19 protein-coding genes and 2 pseudogenes are annotated in these 23017 nt (G+C 49.8%); all 21 read right to left on the bottom strand.

Annotated elements, in window-relative coordinates:
* Positions 1–67 precede the first annotated feature (67 nt).
* On the bottom strand, positions 68–2065 hold the full coding sequence (locus K5Q02_RS15210; protein ID WP_442964008.1) for a polysaccharide biosynthesis protein: 1998 nt from the start codon (positions 2063–2065) through the stop codon (positions 68–70).
* A gap of 89 nt (positions 2066–2154) precedes the next feature.
* The gene (locus K5Q02_RS15205; RefSeq protein ID WP_225831875.1) at positions 2155–3336 is read right to left on the bottom strand and encodes a DegT/DnrJ/EryC1/StrS family aminotransferase; all 1182 of its coding nucleotides are present in this window, start codon (positions 3334–3336) and stop codon (positions 2155–2157) included.
* Positions 3337–3344: 8 nt separating this feature from the next.
* Positions 3345–3965, bottom strand: coding sequence for an acetyltransferase (locus K5Q02_RS15200; protein WP_225831873.1), 621 nt, complete (start codon positions 3963–3965; stop codon positions 3345–3347).
* On the bottom strand, positions 3962–4555 hold the full coding sequence (locus tag K5Q02_RS15195) for a sugar transferase (protein ID WP_225831871.1): 594 nt from the start codon (positions 4553–4555) through the stop codon (positions 3962–3964). The genes K5Q02_RS15200 and K5Q02_RS15195 overlap by 4 nt, the downstream gene beginning before the upstream one ends.
* The gene (locus K5Q02_RS15190) at positions 4552–5781 is read right to left on the bottom strand and encodes a glycosyltransferase family 4 protein (RefSeq protein WP_225831870.1); all 1230 of its coding nucleotides are present in this window, start codon (positions 5779–5781) and stop codon (positions 4552–4554) included. Before K5Q02_RS15190 ends, K5Q02_RS15195 begins: the two co-directional genes overlap by 4 nt.
* Before the next feature lie 16 nt (positions 5782–5797).
* Positions 5798–7621, bottom strand: a complete 1824-nt coding sequence (locus tag K5Q02_RS15185) for a hypothetical protein (protein ID WP_225831869.1) — start codon at positions 7619–7621, stop codon at positions 5798–5800.
* A gap of 69 nt (positions 7622–7690) precedes the next feature.
* Positions 7691–8773 (bottom strand): non-hydrolyzing UDP-N-acetylglucosamine 2-epimerase, encoded by a 1083-nt coding sequence (gene wecB, locus K5Q02_RS15180; protein WP_225831867.1) that lies wholly within the window; start codon positions 8771–8773, stop codon positions 7691–7693.
* Positions 8774–8783: 10 nt separating this feature from the next.
* Positions 8784–9911, bottom strand: coding sequence for a glycosyltransferase family 4 protein (locus tag K5Q02_RS15175; protein WP_225831866.1), 1128 nt, complete (start codon positions 9909–9911; stop codon positions 8784–8786).
* Complete coding sequence (locus K5Q02_RS15170) at positions 9908–10888, bottom strand: hypothetical protein (protein ID WP_225831864.1); 981 nt, start codon at positions 10886–10888, stop codon at positions 9908–9910. The genes K5Q02_RS15175 and K5Q02_RS15170 overlap by 4 nt, the downstream gene beginning before the upstream one ends.
* A 157-nt stretch (positions 10889–11045) precedes the next feature.
* Positions 11046–11558 (bottom strand): hypothetical protein, encoded by a 513-nt coding sequence (locus K5Q02_RS24625; protein ID WP_442963927.1) that lies wholly within the window; start codon positions 11556–11558, stop codon positions 11046–11048.
* Between the two features lie 247 nt (positions 11559–11805).
* Positions 11806–12912 carry an N-acetyl sugar amidotransferase gene (locus K5Q02_RS15160; RefSeq protein ID WP_230411026.1) on the bottom strand — a complete coding sequence of 369 codons (1107 nt, stop codon included), beginning with the start codon at positions 12910–12912 and terminating at the stop codon, positions 11806–11808.
* A gap of 35 nt (positions 12913–12947) precedes the next feature.
* Positions 12948–13712, bottom strand: coding sequence for an AglZ/HisF2 family acetamidino modification protein (locus tag K5Q02_RS15155; RefSeq protein ID WP_225831860.1), 765 nt, complete (start codon positions 13710–13712; stop codon positions 12948–12950).
* Positions 13709–14365, bottom strand: coding sequence for an imidazole glycerol phosphate synthase subunit HisH (hisH, locus tag K5Q02_RS15150; protein ID WP_225831858.1), 657 nt, complete (start codon positions 14363–14365; stop codon positions 13709–13711). The genes K5Q02_RS15155 and hisH overlap by 4 nt, the downstream gene beginning before the upstream one ends.
* Positions 14355–15581, bottom strand: a complete 1227-nt coding sequence (locus K5Q02_RS15145) for a hypothetical protein (RefSeq protein ID WP_225831856.1) — start codon at positions 15579–15581, stop codon at positions 14355–14357. Before K5Q02_RS15145 ends, hisH begins: the two co-directional genes overlap by 11 nt.
* Positions 15578–16066: a hypothetical protein gene (locus tag K5Q02_RS15140; RefSeq protein ID WP_225831854.1), complete on the bottom strand. Its 489-nt coding sequence runs from the start codon at positions 16064–16066 to the stop codon at positions 15578–15580. Before K5Q02_RS15140 ends, K5Q02_RS15145 begins: the two co-directional genes overlap by 4 nt.
* Entirely contained in the window at positions 16057–16806 is a 750-nt protein-coding gene (locus K5Q02_RS15135; RefSeq protein ID WP_225831853.1) for a lipopolysaccharide biosynthesis protein, read from the bottom strand. Before K5Q02_RS15135 ends, K5Q02_RS15140 begins: the two co-directional genes overlap by 10 nt.
* On the bottom strand, positions 16803–18668 hold the full coding sequence (locus tag K5Q02_RS15130) for an acyltransferase family protein (RefSeq protein ID WP_225831851.1): 1866 nt from the start codon (positions 18666–18668) through the stop codon (positions 16803–16805). The genes K5Q02_RS15135 and K5Q02_RS15130 overlap by 4 nt, the downstream gene beginning before the upstream one ends.
* A gap of 275 nt (positions 18669–18943) precedes the next feature.
* Positions 18944–20081 (bottom strand): annotated as a pseudogene (locus tag K5Q02_RS15125) (DegT/DnrJ/EryC1/StrS family aminotransferase).
* Positions 20078–20661: pseudogene (wbpD, locus tag K5Q02_RS15120) on the bottom strand (UDP-2-acetamido-3-amino-2,3-dideoxy-D-glucuronate N-acetyltransferase). Before wbpD ends, K5Q02_RS15125 begins: the two co-directional pseudogenes overlap by 4 nt.
* 7 nt (positions 20662–20668) lie before the next feature.
* On the bottom strand, positions 20669–21619 hold the full coding sequence (wbpB, locus tag K5Q02_RS15115) for a UDP-N-acetyl-2-amino-2-deoxy-D-glucuronate oxidase (protein WP_225831849.1): 951 nt from the start codon (positions 21617–21619) through the stop codon (positions 20669–20671).
* A 17-nt stretch (positions 21620–21636) separates the two neighbouring features.
* Positions 21637–22950 (bottom strand): UDP-N-acetyl-D-glucosamine 6-dehydrogenase, encoded by a 1314-nt coding sequence (wbpA, locus tag K5Q02_RS15110; protein WP_225831847.1) that lies wholly within the window; start codon positions 22948–22950, stop codon positions 21637–21639.
* Positions 22951–23017 lie beyond the last annotated feature (67 nt).

The following is a 23017-nucleotide window of genomic DNA, read 5'->3' as shown; positions in this document are numbered from 1 at the left end:
GCGACGATTTCTATCGATGCCGAACAGCACACCGATATAGTCGTCGCTCTCACTGAGCGAAGACGCCCTACTCCAGCGGTCGCTTGGCCGCACGGCGCAGATGCATCCAATCAACGATCTCGCCTTCCGGCGTATAGCCACACACGGTGTCACGCAGCAACTGGCGTACACGATCGTAATCGTCCTGCTCCACAGCCTTTATCAAGTCTGCCATGACCACCTTAAAGGCCTCCCAAGGCAGATGCTCTTCATTGGCGCGCATGATCATTGGGTGATCGGTGGGGCTCACGTTGTCGCCAATCAGCAACTCTTCATAGAGCTTCTCACCGGGACGCAGCCCAGTGAACTCGATGGCGATATCGCCAGCGGGGTTCTCATCCGACGCCACGCAGAGGCCGCTGAGGTGAATCATCTTCTCGGCCAGCTCAGCGATTTTCACTGGTTGCCCCATATCCAACACAAACACGTCACCGCCCTTACCCATGGAGCCCGCCTGGATCACCAGCTGTGCTGCCTCCGGAATGGTCATGAAGTAACGGGTGATATTGGGGTGCGTAACCGTCACCGGCCCACCCTTGCGGATCTGCTCATAGAAACGGGGAATAACCGAGCCCGACGAGCCCAGCACGTTACCGAAGCGCACCATGGTGAAACGAGTCTTGTTGACCTGGTGCAGCCTGTCCTTGTCGCCAAACAGTACCGGAGCCGTTTCCTGGCTCAGCGCCTGAAGCACCATCTCGGCCAAGCGCTTGGTACTGCCCATCACATTGGTGGGGCGCACCGCCTTGTCAGTCGAAATCAGCACGAAGTGCTCGACGCCAGCGCGTAACGCAGCCTGCGCCGTACACAGCGATCCAAACACGTTGTTCAGAACGCCCTCAGCTATGTTGTGCTCTACCATCGGCACGTGCTTGTAGGCTGCAGCGTGGTAAACCGTGTTCACATCCCAGGCACGCATTAGCTCGACCTGACGCTCCTGATTACGCACCGAGCCAAGAATGGGCATCAGGCGGACGGGCAAAGACTCACGGCGGATTCGCTGCTCGAGCTCGCTATGAATGGCGTACAGATTGAATTCGCTATGTTCAAGCAGCAGCAAGGTTCTCGGCCCAGAACCAAGGATCTGTCGGCACAGTTCAGAGCCAATCGAGCCACCAGCTCCAGTCACCATCACCACTTGGCCGCGGATACAGCGCTCGAACAATTCCCTTTGTGGCGGTACCGCGTCACGCCCCAACAGGTCGGCAATGTCCACTTCCTGGACATCCTCGACCTTCACCCGACCACTGGCCAGATCCATAAAGCCCGGCACAGAACGGACATGCAGAGGGTATTGCTCCAGCAACTGCAACACCGTTCGCCGGCGCGAGCGAGATACGGATGGCAGTGCAAGCAGGATCTCGACAACACCGGTATCCTCGATCATCTGCTGGATGTGTCTGGGTGAATACACTCGCAGGCCCGCGATAACGCGGTTGGCGATATTCGGTTCGTCATCAATGAATGCCACTGGCCTCATCGCGCGTCCCATACGCAAGGCTGCGGCCAATTGATTGCCTGCCGAACCCGCACCGTAGATAGCAACTGCCGGCAAGCCCGCTTCACGACTACTCAATTTGTAGGGTTGGTCAGCAGAAAACCAGTCGCCCATGAAAAATTGCCGCATGGCCAAGCGCAAGCCACCGATCAGCATGATACTCAGCCACCAGTAGTTGAACACCATAGAGCGTGGGATCACTGCACCGGTATCGTCACGCCAATAAATAACCAGGGCCAGAATCAGCGCGGAAAGCGAAACGGCCTTAGTGATAGCAATCAGCGCTTCGTTACCGAAGTAACGCAGCACGGCGCGGTACATGCCAAAGCGAATGAACAACGGAATGGAAACAAGCGGAGCCAGCGCAAAGAGCCACAGGTGACCGTCCAGCGGCTGGATCTGACGGAAGTCGCCCAACCGCACCACAAACGCAAGCCACAATGCGATCCAAACTAGCACAACATCGACGGTGACTTGAATCAACCGTTTCTGACGACGCTGCAACCGTACCAGTCGGGCTCGGAGCAACTCTGCAAACCTCAACACAACAACACCTCGTATACCTGCAACTGGATTTACATACGTGGGTAATGTACCCCTAAAAGTCTCTGAATCGGCTAAAGAGCCAGTGACGCCTCACGCAAAACGTTTTCAAACACCAGACAGGTCTTAGATATCTCATCGTTGGTAAGCGTCGGATGTACCAGAAACATCAAGCTGGTTTCGCCAAGCTCACGTGCAACATCCAATGGGAGCTCAGGTCTCCAACCTGTGTGATCGAATGCCTTCTCTAAGTAAACCTCTGAGCAGGATCCCGAGTAACACGGCACGCCGCCAGCATTCAATTCGTCGAGGATACGATCACGGCTCCAGCCTGATTTGAGCTTTGTTGGCTCAACAAATACATAACACTTGTAGGCAGCGTGATTGATATCGGCAGGTATCAGGGGAACACGCAAAGCAGGCAAAGTACTTGCAACATCCCATATACACCTGGCATTGGCCTGACGAGCGGCAGTCCAAGTGCTCATGCGACTCAGTTGGATTCGGCCAATAGCACCCTGAACCTCCGTCATCCGCCAGTTCGTGCCAAAGCTCTCGTGCACCCATCGGAAACCCGGTGCGTGTTGACGTTCGTAAACGGCCTCCCACGACTTGCCGTGGTCTTTGAAAGACCACATCTTCGACCATAGGTCTCGATCATTGGTAGTGACCATCCCACCCTCGCCCCCGGTGGTCATGATCTTGTCCTGGCAGAAAGACCAAGCCCCAATATGACCGATCGACCCAACCGCACGCCCCTTGTAACGCGCACCGTGGGCTTGGGCACAGTCTTCGATAACCTTGAACCCATGCTCTTCGGCCAACGCCATGATGGGATCCATATCGCAGGGCCAGCCAGCGAGGTGCACACAGATCACGCCACGGGTGCGAGGACTAATTACGGCGCGGATGGATTCTGCAGTTATATTCTGCGTATCGCGATCCACCTCAGCGAATACCGGAATAGCACCCGCATTAACGATGCTAGAAACGGATGCTAAAAAAGTACGAGGCGTGACGATTACTTCATCGCCGACACCTATCTCCAAAGCCTGCAACGCGAGGTCAAGTGCGACAGTGCCATTGGTCAATGCGATCGCGTACTCGACCCCAACCCACGCGGCAAACTCGCTTTCGAACTGGCGACATTCCTGCCCGGTCCAGTAGTTGACCTTATTGGACAGCACTACGGCACGAACAGCATCAGCCTCCTGCTCAGTGAAGCTAGGCCAGGGGGAAAAAGGCGTATTGAGCATCGAAACCTCTATTTGATTCTCTTGGCTGGCACGCCAGCTACAACGAAACCATCGGGCACATCGCCAACAACAGCCGCACCAGCTCCAACAATAACGTTTTCACCAAGGGTGACAAGCTGCCGGACGCTGGCTCCGATACCAACCCAACTACAGCTTCCGACTTTAACGCCCCCAGCCAAGTGGGCGCCTGGGCTAATATGGACGGCGTCTGCCAGCAGACAGTCGTGGTCAACGCTGCAGCCAGTATTGATGATGGCACCGACCCCGACCGAAGCACCTGCGTTAATCTGTGCCCCAGAAAACACAACCGTCCCCTCGGCAATCTGCGCATGGCGACTCACTACAGCGCTTGGGTGCACCAACGTGACGAGGTTCGCGCCCACGGCACGCAACTCGTCCAGCTTCAACTGTCGGATCCTGTTATTGCCGATAGCCACGACGATGGCGTTGTAATCGTCAAGACGTGCAAGTAATTCGGTCGTAGCACCGATCACCGACCAGCAGCCATTGATGGTCATATCAGGCCAAGCGTCGTCGAAAAAATCGATCTGCTGCCAACCACAACACTCTGCTGTGTCAGCTACGACCTTGCCGTGCCCACTCGCACCTAGAATGGCCAAGCGCTTCACTTCTTGCTGCCTGTGAATTTGGACATAGTCACCTCGCCTTCGGCGCTTATACCGTCACGCCAAAGCACCTTCTTGACCGTCAAAAACAGAATTTTCATATCCAGTCGAAACGAGCGATTGTCCACATACCAAACATCAAGCTCAAACTTCTTTTCCCAGTTCAATGCATTTCGTCCGTTGATCTGAGCCCAACCAGTAATACCAGGCCTTACTTCATGGCGGCGATACTGGCATGAGTCGTAAAGTGACAGGTACTCCATAAGCAGCGGCCGAGGCCCCACTAGGCTCATGTCGCCCTTGAGGACATTCCACAACTCAGGCAACTCATCCAGACTGCTAGACCGCAAGAAACTACCGAAGCGAGTCATTCGTTGAGAATCCGGTAATAGCTTTCCATCAGTATCGAATGCGTCAAGCATGGTACGGAACTTCACCATCTTGAACGGCCTGCCGCCCAACCCCGGACGAATTTGAGAAAAAAAGATCGGAGCGCCTAACCTCCGACGAATGCTTATGGCAACAAGCAAAATGACAGGTGAGAGCGCGATTAAACCAATCAGCGCGAGTGCAATGTCAACGAGTCGCTTCAACTGACATCATCCTCAAACAGGATCGACAGATAATCGCTGGCCAGCTTGGAATAACTTCGGTTTTGGAGTAACCATTCACGTCCGCGTGCGCCCATAAGAGCACGCTGCTCCACGCCTCTCGACTTCATATCAAGGATCGCAGCCACCACGGCGCCCACATCATTCGCGGGTACAAACAGACCACAGCCCGATTCATTGATCATGGAAGGGTAGCCGTTATAGGAAGCTACAACAGGTTTGGCAGCCAGCATGTAGTCGATGACCTTGTTCAATGACTGACCATAATCCCAGACCTTCGAATCATGTACAGAGAAGTACAGGAGATCTCCTTCAGCGAGCACCGTCTGCACCATATTGCGTGGAACCTTTGGCGCGAAGACGAGGTTGGGAAGGCCGCCATATCGGCTCTCATAACTCTGCTTCAGTGCACCGTCACCGACGATTATGAATTCGATATCTGTATTTTCACGCATGGTTTCGGCTGCAGCGAAAAACACATCCAGAGCATTAGTGATACCGATGGTACCGGCGTGCACCACCTTAAACTTGCCGCTGGAGAGATAGCGCTCTGCATACCCCCCAGGAAGATCCGCAACATCACTTAGGTGCTCTTGGCTAACCCCCATTGGGATGCAATGAACTGGTCGGTCATACCCTAGCTCTGCACGTACGTGCGCCGCTAGATTAGGCATGGTTCCAACAATCGCATTCGACTTCCTGTAGGCGAGCCGTTCCAGCCATGCCAACCCTTTGACAAACAGGTTTTTTTCGCTGAACCCGCCCTCCTCGACGATGGTGAGCGGCCAAATGTCCCGAACCTCAAACACGAGGCGGCAACCGTACTTACGTCGCAGTACCAGCCCATTGACGATAGTTAGCAACGACAAGCTCGAAACGATCACGACGTCAGGCCGCTCGATCGTGCTCTTGTTGAGCCAAAACAGGTTCCATTCGAAATGGAACCAGCTCAGAACCCTGCGCAGTGACTTGGCGACCGAGTACTTCATCGTTTTCAGCCAAACGATTTTCACCCCGTCGTTTTCCAATACGGTGACGCTGTCCCGCAGGACAGGAAGATCCACCAAATTATTGGAATCCGAACTAACAACAACGACTCGATGGCCTGCGCGGTTCATCTCATCTACCAAGAACCAGCCCCGCCCTCCTGGGCTGCTGCTAGTTTTAGGTGAAAAGTATTTGGTGACGTACCAGATCGTCTTGTTCATCTTGTCAGACTTACCGTCAATCTTTATAGAGCCGTGGAATGGCATTCACGACTTTGATCACCTCGGTGAAGTCCATCCCGAGTGCGTCCAAATACCAGCGAATATTCTGATAGCGCGGGCGATTTTCCTCGCGCACCAACTCAAGCGCACGTTCGCGAGTGATCTCACCCTCGCGCACCTGATTGCTGCGGAAAGTATCGTGTTCAGAGAAGCCGGCAACGAGGTAATAGATGTAGTTGTACAGCCCCGCAGTACCATCACCAATCCGCCAAGTGGTGCTGGTGTCAGGCGCTAGCTCCCAACCGTAATCATTGATCAGCGTGTCATCAATGGCCTTCTCATCCCAGCGCCAGTAATCGAAGATATGGTAGTAGTCCGTTTTCTCCGTGAAGCTGCGGTAGTACTCGCCTGATAGAGTGTCCCACAAGGAACTATTGAAATAGCCAGGGCTTTTCAACATGGCCTTGAAGCGCAGACTCTGATATTCCATCTGTTTGCGCCAGCCATGCATATATACGCGCTTCTCTTCAAAAGCTGGAGGCACACCTAAAAATCCTGCTTTGAAGTGTGTTACCTCTAGAGGGTTCACACCCCACAGGTTCAGACTTACGCCGGTTTGCTGTTTGACCGTTTCGATATGCCGAAAAAAGTGCTTATCCCCAGCAGTCAGGATACTGATCATCCCCAAGTGCGGGGCTTTAAGCCAAGCCCGGAGGTTAACGTTGATGTTCTGGCGTTTCTTGGCGATATCATCAGCGATGATAATATTTTCCACGCCCAACGCGGCACTCATTCGACTGATATTACGTCGCCCAAGATCGGTCACCATGCCCCAGTCGTAGGTATAAGTGACCGGATTCATTTTCAACTCTTTAGCAACCAAGTGTAAGCCGTAGCAGCTATCACGGCCACCGGAGAACGGCACGATACAATCAGTCATACCAGCGCGGCGATATCCCTCTACAAGGTTAAAGAGCTCTTCCTTGGGCTTGGGAATATTGCGAGGTGTATAGGCGTGACAGTAGTTGCACACCCCATCCGTATCAAACTCGATGAACGGCATTGTCTCTGGAAGAATGCATTTAGTGCAGCGACGCAGGTTCGGCTGAGGATAAAGCAATTGCTTTTCTTCAGATGAGATAAACTGAAAGGGTGGAATCAGGTTGTGAACACGTTGATTGTTGTCGGAAACATTGATTTCTGTAGCAACAGGGAGATCCAAGATAAAGGCATCCTGCTTTACCTGCTTGATATCAGAACAGCCGATCTGACTAAGCGGATGCATTTCTGAGGAGAAGCAAACTCCATTCTCAGCCAAACCTATATACAGGCTGCCGTTATTAGAGAACAGCAGCGCCTTGCCCAGGCGAGGTATCACGATGGCACATGCAATGACCCCTACGCAGAGCTCGAGTATCTTCTGTGCTAACCCGTCAAGCTGTCCCCCAAATTCCTCCAAATGTTGCTCGGTGATGGCTGCAATGACCTCGCTATCTATCTCGAGATTACGAGTAGGCTTGATTTCATTCCATACATCATCGTCATTCACGATGATGCCGTTGTGAATGACACAAACTCCATTGCGAACGACCGGCTGATTGTCGGAAAGGCCATTGGTGATTAAACGGCTGTGCCCGAAGACAAAGGCAGAATCAAAAGGCTTGACCTGAGATATCAGTTTTTTGATGTCATAGTCGGCCCGCTTAACCTGATAGCCCGAGCGATCTGCATAAATAAGCCCACTGGAATCACGCCCACGCTGCCTGGCGTGCAAGGCCAGCGTCATCAGTTTTTCTTGGTTAACCATTCCCTTGGCGATGAAGCCAAAAATTCCACACATAAGATAGCTCTTTTAAGTTGGCAGCCACACCGCCTAAACAGTGAAATTTTGCTCTGATAATAAAACCAGCTAAGAGATTGACGCAGCAACCCGTAGCGCTGCGTCCCCTGTGCCATAAGGCCGCACATCTTGACCCCGACTACCCAGCGCAGCATTAATAGCCGACTGTACTGCCTCGGAATCTACCGGCGGCGCCAGCCGGTTCCATCCTGCCTCTACAAGCTCTACCCATTCGGTTTCATCACGAAGGGTTACACAAGGCACTTGGTAGAAAAACGCTTCTTTTTGTACACCACCGCTGTCGGTGGCAATCAGGGACGCAAATTTTTCCAACTGCACCATGTCCAGATAGCCCAGTGGGCCTATCAGTTTGACGTGCTTTGCCAAGGTATCCAGCAGCCCGGCCTTTTGCAGTTCGGCGCGAGTGCGTGGGTGCAGGGGCCAGACTACAGGCAGTGTGTGGGCGGTAGCAGTAAGTGCTCGCACAATAGTAGCCAGGCGCTCAGGGTGGTCAGTGTTTTCCTGCCGGTGGATCGTGGCCAGCACATAGCCCTTTTCCTCCAAACCTAGCGCGGCCATCAAACCAGTGCCCGCCTGCACGCGACCGCCGTGGTGCAGGGCGACGTCATACATCACGTCGCCCACCTCGGTTATACTGCTCTGCCGGTAGCCTTCACGCAGCAAGTTCGCGCTAGCAGTACGAGTGGGGGTGAATAGCCAGTGGGAGATGCGATCCGTGAGAATGCGATTGATCTCTTCGGGCATCTTCATGTTGAAGCTGCGCAGCCCAGCCTCAACATGCGCCACCGGGATGTCTAACTTAGCAGCGGCCAAAGCGCCGGCCAATGTAGAGTTGGTATCTCCATACACCAGCACGACGTCAGGTCGCTCTCGCAGTAACACCTTTTCCACCATTTCCAGCATACGCCCGGTCATAGCACCGTGAGTACCGCCATGAATGTCGAGGAAGTGATCCGGTTTTCTCATGCCTAGCTCGGCGAAGAACACTTCAGACATATTGGCATCATAGTGCTGGCCAGTATGAAGCATTACCTCAGCCAAACCCGGCATACTGGCAATGGCATGACTGACTACGCTGGCCTTGATGAACTGTGGGCGCGCACCTAAAACAGTAAAAATTTTTTTCACCACGACAGACCTCTCATGCTTCGCTTACCGGCGCAACATTTGAGGTCAAAATTCCCTGATAAAGCTGAATCAGTTTTTTTTCCTCATTTGACCAGTTGTACTGTTCCAGAACTGCTCTACGGCCATTTTCCCCCATCCGTCTGCATGCTTCCGGATCGTTTATCATCTGCGAAATTGCTTGGCGGATATCCTCAGGACTGGACGGATCCACACAGATTCCACATTGGGCACCATCGACAATATCTCGCCAGAGCGGGAAATCAGAAGCAACTACAGGCAGTCCGGCCGCCATATACTCAAACAACTTATTAGGAAAAGCGTTCACGTGGTTAGGTTCGGGCAAATAACAAATCATACCCACCATCGACTCCCTCATAGCCTCAACAGCAGCCTTACGCTCAATGTTTCCCTTGTAGTCAACATTGCGCCATCCTTGGAGCTGCGTTAACTCCTCTCTTGTCTCATCACTGTCAAAAGGGCCCGCTAGCACCATTCTCGTCTGTAGCGGCCCCAAGGCCATGATGATCTCACGCACTCCACGCACACGACTGATACCTCCCAGGAAACAGATAACTGGCATCGGGCGTCTAGAAGCCGATACATCAGCAATCTCAGATGCAAGAGGGAAGTTATTGATAGCGATTGCCCGACACCCTACATCAGAAAATCTCTTGGCGATGAAAGGAGTTGCGCCAACCACATAAGCTATTCGACGAGCAACAAAATTCTCGAAAAACTCAAAGCACATAGAAACGATACGACGTACCGGAAATGGAATCCAATCGCGGCTCATAATAGATCTAGGTACATCTTCGTGGCTATCATAGATAACCTTGGCACCGCTTTTCTTCAGTGCAATCGCTATTGTCAACAACTCTGGATCATGGAAGTGATAGATACTCGCATTTATCTGTCTGGCTCGACGCAGCAAACGCCATGGAAAAACCAACATACGCTGAAATCGTCCGTGCGGAACGCCGACATCTAGAACTTGGACACCACCAATCTTTGCATCTCCCCCACCATCAGCCACAATAAAGTTAACAGAATAGCCGGCAGCTGCAAGGCTATTACACTGCTTAAGATGAACGCGCAACTCGTTCCTGTGGTGACCAGAACTAATATGAACAACCTTAATCAAATTAACTCCTTAACTTCAATCTTTTCCTTCAGCCCCATGTAATACAGTGAGCCAAAGACTTCATATCCTGCCGCTTGATGTTGACTTGGGTGCGAGAGATAGCCGATTGTGTCATTCGTACATGAAACGATAAAATTAGCCGTATCGAGACTGGGCATTTCGAGGTGGTAAAGATGTGAAACCTCGAATGGAAAAAAATGAAATCCAATAGCATCAAATAAATTAATAGAAAAAGTGTCTACCGCCTCTCCACTCAAAATTTTCAATTTCCGGATATTGAAACCAACCTTCCCTCCCTCCAAAGAAACGTCCTGGTATTTAACCGCCCCCATAACCGCGTCGAAGTATTTTTCATTAAGCCGGAGAACACTATCGACCTTTGGGAGCCAGTTAAACTTCCAATTCAATCGAAAGCGAGGGAGCCAAGAAACTCGCTTTCTTGCTAAATTAGGGCGAATGTCTCCCGCACAACCCTGCAAAAAAACCACAACATTAACAGCAAAGCGCTTTCTTACAGCTTGCCGAATCGCTCCAATGTAGTCAGAAGATAGTTCACAGCTAACACCGCGACTTGTCGGGTGACAAGCATGATAAACCATAACAAAATGGGCACGATGCTCATCACCAAATTCAAAGAGATAAATCGACTTATCAATGACTTTAGCTTCATTCGGATAAAATCCGAAGCGGCTAGATAAAAACCGATTCAAGCTATTATCTGGATAGTCAAATCTACGATATATAGGAACATCAACTTCGGCCCGATAGAGCCGGCATAGCGTTGAATCGACCTCCTCGAATTCTGACTGTTTCAAAGCACTAACATATGCTTCAAAACCAGCAGAGCTAAATTGACCAATATGAGGTTTTCGGTCATCAAGCATCGGAGCGTAATGAGTATGAGTAGCCGCAAAAATATGACTTACTTCACTATTTTTGAAATACTCAACTAGGCGCCCCGCATAGAGAGCATCCACAGAGCATACTCGATAAGCACAACCGTCTTCAGCTACAAGCTCAAATCCATTCCACTCAAGCGTCTCATTTGATTCTAACGACAGCCGCGTTGGATCACTCCCCCCAAAGGTTCTCCTGCCGACACGTCAATTTTAGATGAAAATACTTTCACTCTCATCAGTACAGCCTCAAGCTACAAGTGGGGCACAACGTTTTCCCACACTTAACGAACCGCGGCTTTTGCCCAAGAATAGATAAATCCACCTGCAGTGCTTTTAGGGCCGATGGAACAAATATCCATGGCACCCCCGCCCACTCACCCCGAAGTAAATTATCATCCTGCTCATAGTACCGATAAAACTTATCAAAGGATGCGCTGCATCCAGGCGCCTCTGGCGCTATTTTCGAGATAATCCTTCCATCGCATATTGCATCCCAACGGAGGATATAGCGAATTAAATGGCGTTGACTCAGGCCTAATATATTTTGCGCAACATGAACAGTTGAAAACCCCGGACTTTCGTCCAAGCATCCAACAAGTAGCATCGAGAAATCATATTGCTCAGCTAACTCCCTTATCGGCAAAAAACAAGGAGAATCCGCCGTATGATGATCTAAAACCCGGGTAACACGATCGCCGTACCCAGTAAAAGCGTGGCTCGGGTGACTACTAATAATTGCACCTGGCATACCTGAAACTAATCGACCTAGTGCTCCTGAGTTGGTCTTATGCTCCCCCCTATATCTGCAGGGGATCTCCAGAACGGTCGAGCCCCCTGAAAATATGGAACCAGGAGTTCATCGAATTCTAATTTTTTATGCAAAAAATTTAATACTCCCTTATCTGCGCGAATCTGTCTCGCAAGGGGCGCCAAGCCAGCACGAACATAAACAATTCCTGACTTGCAAATCATCATCTCAATTACCTACACGAATGTTAGGAGTATACATTCATGCGCTTCCGCAACACTCGTTCGACCACAGCTTGTGCTTTTTTGAGAAGCCTATAGCGCCCATCCCAATTAGGGAATTTTGTATAATGATTATTTGGCTCAAGCATAATCGCATTAAACTCTGCGCGCGATATACGTAGTTTTTTGCACAAATATGTAATATCAACCTCAAGTTCCTGCAAGTCATAGAGTGGCTCAGCCAAGCTCTCAAGCGCTTCATTGCGAGTCATCTGCCCTGAAACAATCAGACTTGAAAGATGAGGCCGCCGCTTATCCATACCAAATTTTTTAGGCAAGTAATAATTTTGAAAAAGCTTTGTAAAAACAGACTCGCCATGTTTACGAGGGTATGGTTTGTAACCAACCGTTTGCTGCAACTCTTTCAAGGCTTCCGCCTTGTCATAGACCATATAATTCAAGGGACGAACTGTTCGCATTTTTTTAACAAATGGATACCATAGATAGTAATCTAGAAAACTAATAGTTTTGTAGTTTTTCAGTTTTACCGAACCATATTTTCGATGTATGGCTTTCAGGTTGATAGCATCCATTGCGCTTCCATGCCAAGCAGATGGAGACACTCCCTCTGTCGCCAGGTTGCCACCTGAAAGGATATAACGGATATTATTCTTTGTCGCAAAATGGTAAAGGCTGGCGAAGAAGATATGATCTTGCGGTACATCTTGATTAGACACTGCTGCGCGTAAATAAGCCAGTTGCAGATCCCGCATTTCCTCCCAGTCGACAACATGGGTATGCAGGTCGTAGCCGCAGTGTTTAATAATAGATTCGATATTTGCCACCGCCAGCTCACTGTTCCAACCGGCATCGACATGCATGACCAAAGGGCGTAGACCCCACTCCTGAATCTTAATCGCCAGGTAGGAGCTGTCCACACCGCCGCTCAGCCCCAGAATACAGTCATACTCCTGCCCCTCACCACTGGCCTTGATCTGCTGCACCAAAGCTTCCCAACGTCGGCGGCCTTCTTCGTTAGGAAACCATTCCCGGCATGCTCGCTCATCGAACTGGTGGCAATGGTTGCAAATACCCTGCTCGTCAAAGTTGATTTCCGGGTCACTCGTATCCATGACACACCGGGTACAGCATTGATAATTCATCACTATTATGCCTTTTTAAAAATCGCTTCCAGTTCAACGGCCTTGGGGTAATTGATCAGCACCGCACGGTGCTTTCCGTGGAACAAAAACATACTACCCGCTGCAACGGCAGATACACCCCCTTCGTGCACGGCTTGACGTAAATGCTCTTTCGAACCAGCGCCACCACAGATAACTACAGGCACAGGAGCCTGAGCGACACTGCGCACCAAAGCCATGTCGTAGCCCAGCATAGTGCCATCTCGCTCCACATCGTTGATAAATAATTCACCTACTCCAGCCTGCACCAAGCTTTGGATGTGCTGTTGCAAATTTAGTTTTGTTTCCACTGTGGCAGATTTAGCCATTACCGCATATCCACCGAACAGCTTACGTCGCACATCCACTGCACCTACTATGGCTTGACTTCCAAACACCTCAACCGCGGCGCGAATAGTGTCAGTAGACTCGGTAGCCATCGTATTAATAACGACCTTTTCCACACCAGAGCGAATCAAACGCCGAATTTGTTCCAGCGTTCGCACCCCGCCCCCATAAGCTACGGGCATGAACGCTTCGCCCGCGATCTCGGCAATCAGCTCGTATTGCGGTTCGCGACCTTCACGTGACGCCTCGATATCAAGAATGACAATCTCGTCCGCTTCTTTATCACTGAGGATGCGAACGGCGTTTACCGGATCACCGACATACACAGCATCTTTGAATTTTTTAGTTTTGACTAAGCCACTGCCGCGTAGCAGCAGGCAGGGGATCACGCGCGCCTGAATCATGGCTCCCACCTCGAGAATGAAGTCAGCAAATTCTTGCCAAAGCGGTGGCTCTTCTCTGGGTGAAATTGCACGCCAGCGATATTGCCACGTACCACCCCGGCGGCAAAACGCATGCCATATTCAGCCTCTAATAGCACATCGGCTGATTCCTGTGGCACCATGCAATAGCTATGCACAAAATAAAATCGCGTCTCAGCTGTCATACCCTGAAGCAGCGGATGATCTGGCTGCGTCGGGCGCACATGATTCCAGCCCATATGCGGGATGCGCAAATCCGGCAAATTCGGAAGGCGTTCTACCTGCATATCAATCCAGCCCAGACCGCACTCACTCCCTTCCGCACTACTATGGCCTAGCATCTGCGCCCCCACGCAAATTCCAAGTAGCGGCACACCGCATTGTACAACCTGCTGTTCCAGAACGGGAATTAGGCCAGTTTCCCGCAAGTTCCGCATGCAGGCATCAAATGAGCCGTTGCCAGGTAGAATAATGCGCTCAGCCTGTAACACCTCCTCCGGTCGCGCCACCACTTTGCAAGGCACACCAAGGCGTTGCAGCATGTTGACGACTGCAAAAACATTACCAATGTCATAATCAATAATTGCAATCATTTTTAAATAGCCGCCAAAAAATTCAATTCGATTATTTTTCAAATTTTTGAGTAAAACAGAAAAGCACTAATAAAGCACCAATACCGGAAGATACCAACACAGTCGTCGCCGACTGCTCAAGAACAAGAACGCCAAACATTAAGGAAATAAATAAAAAAACCTCACTCCTGTGAGACAAGACATTTAGAAAAACCAACACCATACCGACAAGCATGATAGCAAATAGATATCCAAACACTCCATACTGAAGAAACAAATACAAAAATGTATTTGTATTGGCATTTAACCCCGGCTGCCCCAAAAACTCTTCTCCAGCATATATACTCGCAGGCGTCGAAACCAGAAGCCCGCCCATAAAATAAAAATCTTCGCTACTCAGCATCTGAAGATAAGCACCAACCAAATAGCTACCAACATAAAAAACCCGCCTAATTATATAATCCTCAACGTAAGAATAATCTAATAGCAAAAACTCCACCCACGCCAAAAAAAACATTGAAAAAAACATATAGTAAATAGCATTAAAGAATTTGGCCGCCCCCCCATGCCAGTTCAGACAACAAGCGAAGCCCCCAGCAAAAAACATATACATCACAGGAGCTTTAACTCCGTAAATATAATAAATGCAAATATAGAGAAATGCTGACACAACGACAAAGCCAGCTCGACCTCGCAACACCCCCCAAAAAACCATAAGGGGCAGCATAGCGTTCGTAACAATAGACGACACATAGGCGATAAAAGTCCTAGTCCCATAGAGAGTCCTACTTTCCAATCGTCTAATGTGACTATCTACAAGAGAAAATGACGCACTGACAGGAGGATTTAAGAACAAAAGGAAAACAGCAAGCACAGAAAATAGCAGAAGAATTTCCACCAAAACTTTCTCTGGCATTACAGCCACTGGAGAAAGCTTCAAACTTAATCGACATAAAAACATGATACAAAAAAATGGCATCACAACTACGGTAAGCGTTACCGCCGAAAGCCCTCCCCAAATATCATGTAAAAGCGCATATGGAATTACAACGATCATCCCATAAAGCAGCAAAAAATAATCAGACGGCTTTTCGTATGCTTTATGAAATAAATACGCACCAAACGCAACGGCAGAGAAAATCATCAAAACATATACAGCACTCAAATGAACCTGGCCATATCCGTAACGCTCATTATGCGAATATCCATAAAAATAATAAGTAGCCGAAATCATTAACACATACACAAACGACTTCAATAATGACCAAGCTGCACTCACTTTTGACCACCACTAAGTCGATAAGATATAGATATATATATAATATACATTACTGCATAACCCACCCCATATCCGATCAAGGTGGATTTAGATGATGAGAACCCATAAAGAGCCAAGATCGCTACAATCATCAAACTCACTTGCCACAGCAAGTCGACATATTGCTTCTCCACAAGATAAACGATATAACTTAAGGGGCTAGCAATCAAACCCAAAGCAAACATAGGTAGCAGCCAAATAGCCATGACCCCCGACTGAGTCCAGTTAGGCCCAAATGCTGTTTGGAATATATCTTCTGCCAGGAAAACAGTGCAAGCAACCATGACAGTTGACGCAAGCATGAGCACCACAAAAGTTTTTACGTATATATCGCGGCAGTTTCCAACCTCCCTAATGCTTTTCATCGCATGACGTTTGAAAACATCCAGAACAGCTTTTCCCACAAGCCCAGCTGGAGCCCCAAGGACACGCATAGTCAGTGCCAAATACCCCGCTGCTTCGCCACCAAATCGGTGATACACAACAAACACCGGTAATTGCGCCACAGCTGTATTGATGGAATCAGCAGGCAATGCATACAGAGGAAACTTTTTATATCTAACAAAAAAATCCCGAAACCCATCAAGATAAAAAAAAAATTATGAAAAAATCGAGGCATCAGCATCACGGCTGACACGAAGGAAATACCGCTGGCCAGCACAAAACCTAAGACTAGGCTGGCAGCCGTTGGATATTTCAAACCAGCACCGATTTGAATCAACACTATCACCAGCGCTTGAGCCAGTCGCATGACGTTAAGCTTCCCATAGGCTCCATCAACCGCTGCCCAGGTTTGCCAAACTTGATTCAATGCCACTAATAAAGCTGCCGGAACAATGAGCACCATCAAGATCGCCTGCTCAGGCAGATAATTCCTGGGTATGCTGAAAGAACTCAGAATATAGAGAAGCATTGCAAGGATAAAAGCCACCAACAACGTTGTAACCAGTACAATGCAAACCGCATGCGTCCTAGCTCTTCCATCCTCCACAATGGCCAGCACTGTTTCTAACCTCAAAGTAACGGCAACGGCCAAAAACGAAACTAGCGCAAGCCACGTCGAAAACTCACCGAATTCACTGGGAGCAAAAATTCTTGTGATGGCTAAAGACCCGATGATTGGTATCGATTGCGCAAGCAGGCTACCAGTAAAAACCGATGATACGTTTTTCCAAAATGTGCTCATCTAGCAATCTCGGATTGTATCTTCTGCTCCAACAAGGACTTAAATACTCCCTTCGCCTGCCTCGCATATTCGGAAATACCTTTTTCGTTCATATGGTTCTCATCGTAATACGTCAAAGACCCGTCATAAACCGGAGCGGTATCGAACAATCGGAGATGATTTAGCTTGACATAAGTCACCCCGCTGTATTTTTTAGCAATATCTTCTAAAATATAATTTGCCAACAAATAGCTTTCATCATGCTCGGCAGTATGGTTCAAGCTCATAGCATCGAGACGGCGGCCTCGCATTGGATTTCGATTTAGCAAAGGAACCTGGCTCAGGATATATTTCTTCGCATGCGGCGCACCGCTGCTCAAAAAACTCTCAATTGAGCTCTGGAATTTTTCGCCTTGAAACTGCCAGCTCCACATTCCGGCAATATATATTATTTCCGCTTGACCAATATAACTACTTGCCTCTTTTATCTGGTGGCGACAATCAGCTTGCGCCCATTCCGCAATACGCTGATAGTCAAACCCTGGAATAGTCACGCAACTGCTAGCAGTGATGATACGGGCTTTGAAACCCAGCTCCTTACCCAGTTGATCAAAGAACAGGTTGAGCATGGCAGCGTGAGAGTCGCCCAGCACGAGTACTTCTTTATCACTGTTTAGATCACCTTTCAGGCAGTCATCTACGATCTGGCCGTGGCAGATCAAAGCCGAATCTGCGTAGCGGGTGTACTCCGGTGGCAAGGCCTCAGGCGTAGCGTAGACGTTCACTTTTTTTATTCCGATTGCCGTGGCTATTGCCACCAGTGCAAGGCAGGCGCAGCCTTTAAGTTGTGCACGGCTACGCTTGAGGCGAAGAGGGGTCTCTATCCAGTAGTAGCTGGCCATGGCTAGGCCGATGGTGAGCACGATACAACCTAGAATAAACGTCCAAGGCAATATTTCTGCGCCGCTGTAATAACGCATAAAAGCCAGTACCGGCCAATGCCATAAATATAATGAGTAGGATAGCGCCCCTATCCAGACCATACTTTTGCAAGAAAACCAAGCGTTTACACGGTTCTTGGCATCGAGCCAAATTATCAAGGACGCTCCCAGAACAGGCACCAACCCGGCTACACCGGGAAAGTGTCCTTCGGGCTTGGGATTGATGAATGCAACGGCAATCAGAGCAATTGCCAGAATGCTTAATAGCATCTTTAAGTTATCTCCAAACCTGAGCCGATTTGGACTACTCATTAAAACTGTTACATAAGCACCAGCCAAAAATGCTGGAATACGAGCAGCAAGACTGTAGTAAGTGGCTTGTTGGATGCCAGCCTGCAGGCGGTATTCCGCGTAGGCTGTCAGTAAGATGATGGCTGCTGGAAGCAGTACATATAGCCATTTCTTGGGTAGTAGCAAAAAAATTAAAGGGGCAACCAGGTAGAACTGGACTTCAACCGCCAACGACCAAGTGTGTAATAACGGCTGTTCATAGCTGGAAGGAGCAAAATAGTTGCCAAAATTGGCAAAGTAAGTATTGCTATTAAAGTAGAGGGCTTTTTTCAAGCCCTCCAGATATATTGAGAAATCAGTCGGTATGAAAAAAATCGCCGCAAAAAAACTGACTAGAACTAGGGTGCTTAAGTAAGCTGGGACAATACGCTTCAGCCGGCTGCTATAAAAATAGATCAGGGTTGACGGTGCACTGTAAGCTGGAGAGCTCTTTCTATGCAGCAGGATGCTGCTGATCAGAAACCCAGAAATGACTAGAAAGATATCAACACCAACAAACCCACCAGGCAACCAAGCAGGATTAATGTGAAAAATTATAACCGAGAGGACTGCAATGGCACGTAGGCCCTGAATGTCTGGGCGGAAACTCATCGAATATTTTTCTTCATGCCAAATAACACTGCGAATAAGATCGCCCAAAGCGGTAATATTCGGATTAACTGGATCATTAATGTAGTCCTTCGCCAGATTACATATTGGCTCGAAGAAAAATTCGAACGCTTATTCAAGATCGCTGTGCTTGCGGCTTGCGCCCCCACCCGGCGACTGATACTAGCTTTGATGACCACGCTGATAACTGGTGAGCCGCCAAATCCAGTAGATCAATGCTCATAATACTCTCTGATTTCGTATATTGAGTATGGCTGCTAGTGGATTGCCTCCACTACTGCCAGAACATCAGTGCCTGTCATGTATGGATGCATGGGTAGACTCATGACGCGCTCAGCAATGGCATCACCGATAGGTAGTTGGGCATGAAGATCGGCCACCGCAGGCTGTTTGTTGAGTGGTCGTGGATAGTGAACTGCAGTGGGAATACCTTGCTCCTTAAGCACCATTTGCAATGCATCGCGGCTTTCAACCTGAATGGTAAATTGAGCCCAGGCGCTGCGATTGTGATCTTCGACGAAGGGCATAATCATTTTTCGACCACGCAACGACACGGAAAGATCATTCCGAGAACCATCTGTCGCTTCTGTGTTTTCCGTGGCCGACATAAGCTCGCGATAGCGACGGGCTACAGCCTGGCGCTCCTCTAGCTCACGTGGAAAAATCTCCAGCTTGGGCAGAAGAATTGCTGCCTGAAGCGTATCCAGCCTACTGTTCACACCAACTCGAATATGATGATAGCGGCGATCCTGGCCGTGCCTGGCAATCTGACGCATAACAACGGCCAACTCGTCATCGCTAGTGAAGATCGCACCGCCATCTCCATAGCAGCCTAGTGGCTTACTCGGGAAAAAACTTGTGCACGCGATAGTCGTCAGGTTGCAGGAGCGCCTCCCTTTGTAAGTCGCGCCAAAGCTCTGTGCAGCATCTTCGATAACCGGAATGCCGTGCTTGGCTGCAATCGCATTGATCGCATCATAGTCCGCACACTGGCCGTATAAGGAAACCGGAATGATGGCTTTGGTACGAGGCGTAATCGCGGCCTCCAGCAAAGCTGGATCTAGATTATAGGTACGCGGGTCGACGTCGACGTAAACGGGCTTGGCACCTAATAATGCTACGGTTTCAGCCGTCGCAATATAGGTAAAGCCAGGCGTAATTACCTCATCACCAGGGACCTATCCCCAGAGCCATCTGAGCAATCTGCAACGCGTCGGTGCCGTTAGCTACGGTGATGCAGTACTTCGCCCCTACGAACGCAGCAAGCTTTTCTTCAAGCTCGGAGACTTCAGGCCCAAGGATATATTGACCATGAGCGAGCACGCGCTGGATACCAGCATCAATCTTATCCTTGATCAGTGCTTGTTGCGTTTTGAGGTCTATAAATTCGATCACGCCGCACTCTCCTTGCTTAGTAAATTGCCGCGCAGCACGTAACAAGCGGCGGTATGGATGCATGGAGCACTACCGTCCCCCGTCAAAGGTAAATCCAACTGTTCACCAAACTCGCTCATCCAACCGATCTGCCGCGCAGGCACGCCCACCATCAATGCGTATGCTGGCACATCCTTGTTGATGACCGCACCGGCGCCGACGAAAGCGAACTCACCCACTGTCACACCACAAACGATGGTGCAGTTGGCTCCCAATGTGGCGCCCTTCCTCACCAGAGTGTCACGGTATTCATTCTTGCGCTCGATAAGCGAACGCGGGTTATAGACGTTGGTGAAGACCATGCTCGACCACAAAACACGCCCTCCTCCAAGGTAACGTTGTCGTAGACCGAGACATTGTTCTGGATCTTGCAGTTATCTCCTATTAGCACTTTGTTGCCAACGAAGACGTTCTGCCCGAGGGATACACCTTTGCCAATACGCGCACCCGCGCACACATGTACGAAATGCCAAACTCGCGAACCATCGCCGATCTGCGCACCGTCATCGACGATTGCCGAGGGATGAACCTGATAATTCATACCTGCCTCAACGATGCAGAGCTGCAAGGAATGGGTGGCCTTCGTTATTCTGGGGGGCAACAATTTCTGCGGAGCGGATGGTATTCACTGTTTCCACACAATGGCGCGCATCCTCGATGCCATAGCCGCGACCCGCGAGAATTTCCTTGTAGCTGGTGGTGTGCAGGTCGGTGAAGCCTTCTGAGAACTCAATCTCGGCGCCATCGACTGTGATCGAACGGTAGGTTGGTTTTTTGCCCTTGACCGAATCCGGCAAATCACCTGCATCGATGGACAGGAACCAGCGCACACGCGCTTTCTCGTACTCCAGGTAACCAGCAGCTTTGTAATCGTTGGCGAAATGCACGACGTTGCGCTGAAGCTTGCCAAAGATGAAGTGCAACATGTCGTAGAAATGCACGCCAATATTAGTGGCCACGCCATAGGATTTGCGCGGGTCGCCCTTCCAGCTTTCCATGTACCACTTGCCACGCGACGTGATATAGGTCAGTTCGACTTCATGCTTGCCGTCGCGATTTTCACCCGCAACCTTTTCCTTCAGGTCGAGAATTGCTTGGTGATGACGCAGTTGTAGGATGTTGTAAACGCGTTTGCCGGTCTCTTTTTCAATCAGAGCCAACTCATCCAGAACTTCGGGAGTCGGCACCAACGGTTTTTCACAAATCACATCGCAACCCAGGCGCAGGCCTGCTGCGATATGTGAGTGGTGCAGGTAGTTCGGCGAGCAAACGGCCACATAATCCAGAGCAGTGGCTGGGTCACGCTTGATGCGGTTGGCGTGCTCCGCGAAACGCTCAAACTCGGTGAAGAATTCGCTCTGCGGTGAAAGGCTATCGATGATGCCAACCGAGTCATTGATATCGTAGGCGGAGACCAGCTCGTTGCCGGTGTCTTTGATAGCGCGCATATGGCGTGGGGCGATATAACCGGCTGCGCCGATAAGAGCAAAACGTTTCAAGAGAGCACTCCGAGCAATCAGGCTTTGATGATGTGGGCTTCAGGGCCGCGATATTTACCGCGGCTGTCAACAAGCAGTCGGGCATGCTGCCGGATTAGCTCATAGTCAAATTTGTCGTGATCGGTAGCCAAAATCACAGCATCGAAAATTGCCAAATTCTCGGCTGTCAGAGGCTCGCTGGACAAATCAAAATGGTGCTCACGCATTTTCGGGAACACCGGTACATGCGGATCGCTATAGGCTACTTTGCAACCTTTAGCCTCAAGCAGCTCCATGATTTCAACAGAAGGGGATTCACGCATGTCGTCTACGTTTTTCTTGTAAGCGATACCGAGAACTAGCACGCGGCTACCCTTCAAGGCCTTGGAATTTTCGTTAAGGCCATCCATCAATTTCCCAACGACATACTCCGGCATCGCCTGATTCACTTCACCAGAAAGCTCGATAAAGCGAGTATGTAGGCCGTACTCACGGGCTTTCCACGTCAGGTAGAAGGGATCAATAGGAATGCAATGCCCTCCCAGGCCCGGCCCTGGGTAATACGCAGTGAAGCCGAAAGGTTTGGTCGCAGCTGCATCCACTACTTCGAAGATATCGATACCCATACGGTCAGCAACGACCTTCATCTCATTGACCAAGCCAATGTTCACAGCGCGGTGAATATTTTCCAGCAGCTTGGTCATCTCGGCAGCTTTTGTGGAGCTGACCTGAACGACTTGGTCAATAGCATGCTCATACAAAGCAACGCCGACTTCGAGGCAAGCAGGTGTATGGCCACCAATGACTTTGGGGATAGTGCGCGTTTCAAAATTTGGATTGCCCGGATCTTCACGCTCCGGCGAGTAAACCAAGAAAATATTCTCACCGACCTTAAGCCCACCCTCTTGCACGCGAGGCAAGAGTTCTTCTTCGGTAGTACCTGGATAGGTAGTGCTTTCTAACGAAACGATCTGACCAGGCCGCAGGTATGGTTTCAGGCTGTCGGTGGTACTAATCACGTAGCTCATGTCAGGCTCGCGATACTTATTCAGCGGTGTCGGCACGCACAGAATCAAGGCATCACATTCGCCGACGCGACTAAAATCAGTAGTGGCCTCGAAACCGCTTTGACGAGCACGAGAAACTTTTTCAGAGTGGATATGCTCAATGTAGCTTTCACCCGCATTGAGCTGCGTGACCTTTTCCACATCCACATCCAAACCAAGAACACGGTAGCCAATATCGTTGTAGCGCAACATGAGCGGAAGGCCCACGTACCCCAGCCCAACGATCCCAATCAACGCATCCTTACTGCGAAAGGCCTGAATCGCCGTATCCTTCAAACTGTTCATATCTACTCTCAAACACCAACAAATAGCGCTGGCTAGTTAAGTCAAAATAAATATCAGCGGAGAAGCT

Source organism: Pseudomonas sp. MM211 (genome assembly GCF_020386635.1).
Lineage (GTDB): Bacteria > Pseudomonadota > Gammaproteobacteria > Pseudomonadales > Pseudomonadaceae > Aquipseudomonas.
Note: the sequence above shows the minus strand (reverse complement) of the source record. Positions and strands in the feature narration are given on the sequence as shown.

Excerpts from the sequence above, each read along its gene's own strand:
- K5Q02_RS15205 (WP_225831875.1), bottom strand. The coding sequence starts at position 3,336 with ATGCTCAATACGCCTTTTTCCCCCTGGCCTAGCTTCACTGAGCAGGAG.
- K5Q02_RS15190 (WP_225831870.1), bottom strand. The coding sequence starts at position 5,781 with ATGAACAAGACGATCTGGTACGTCACCAAATACTTTTCACCTAAAACT.
- K5Q02_RS15185 (WP_225831869.1), bottom strand. The coding sequence starts at position 7,621 with ATGTGTGGAATTTTTGGCTTCATCGCCAAGGGAATGGTTAACCAAGAA.
- K5Q02_RS24625 (WP_442963927.1), bottom strand. The coding sequence starts at position 11,558 with ATGCCAGGTGCAATTATTAGTAGTCACCCGAGCCACGCTTTTACTGGG.
- K5Q02_RS15160 (WP_230411026.1), bottom strand. The coding sequence starts at position 12,912 with ATGGATACGAGTGACCCGGAAATCAACTTTGACGAGCAGGGTATTTGC.
- K5Q02_RS15155 (WP_225831860.1), bottom strand. The coding sequence starts at position 13,712 with ATGATTCAGGCGCGCGTGATCCCCTGCCTGCTGCTACGCGGCAGTGGC.
- K5Q02_RS15135 (WP_225831853.1), bottom strand. The coding sequence starts at position 16,806 with ATGAGCACATTTTGGAAAAACGTATCATCGGTTTTTACTGGTAGCCTG.
- K5Q02_RS15130 (WP_225831851.1), bottom strand. The coding sequence starts at position 18,668 with ATGAGTTTCCGCCCAGACATTCAGGGCCTACGTGCCATTGCAGTCCTC.
- wbpA (WP_225831847.1), bottom strand. The coding sequence starts at position 22,950 with ATGAACAGTTTGAAGGATACGGCGATTCAGGCCTTTCGCAGTAAGGAT.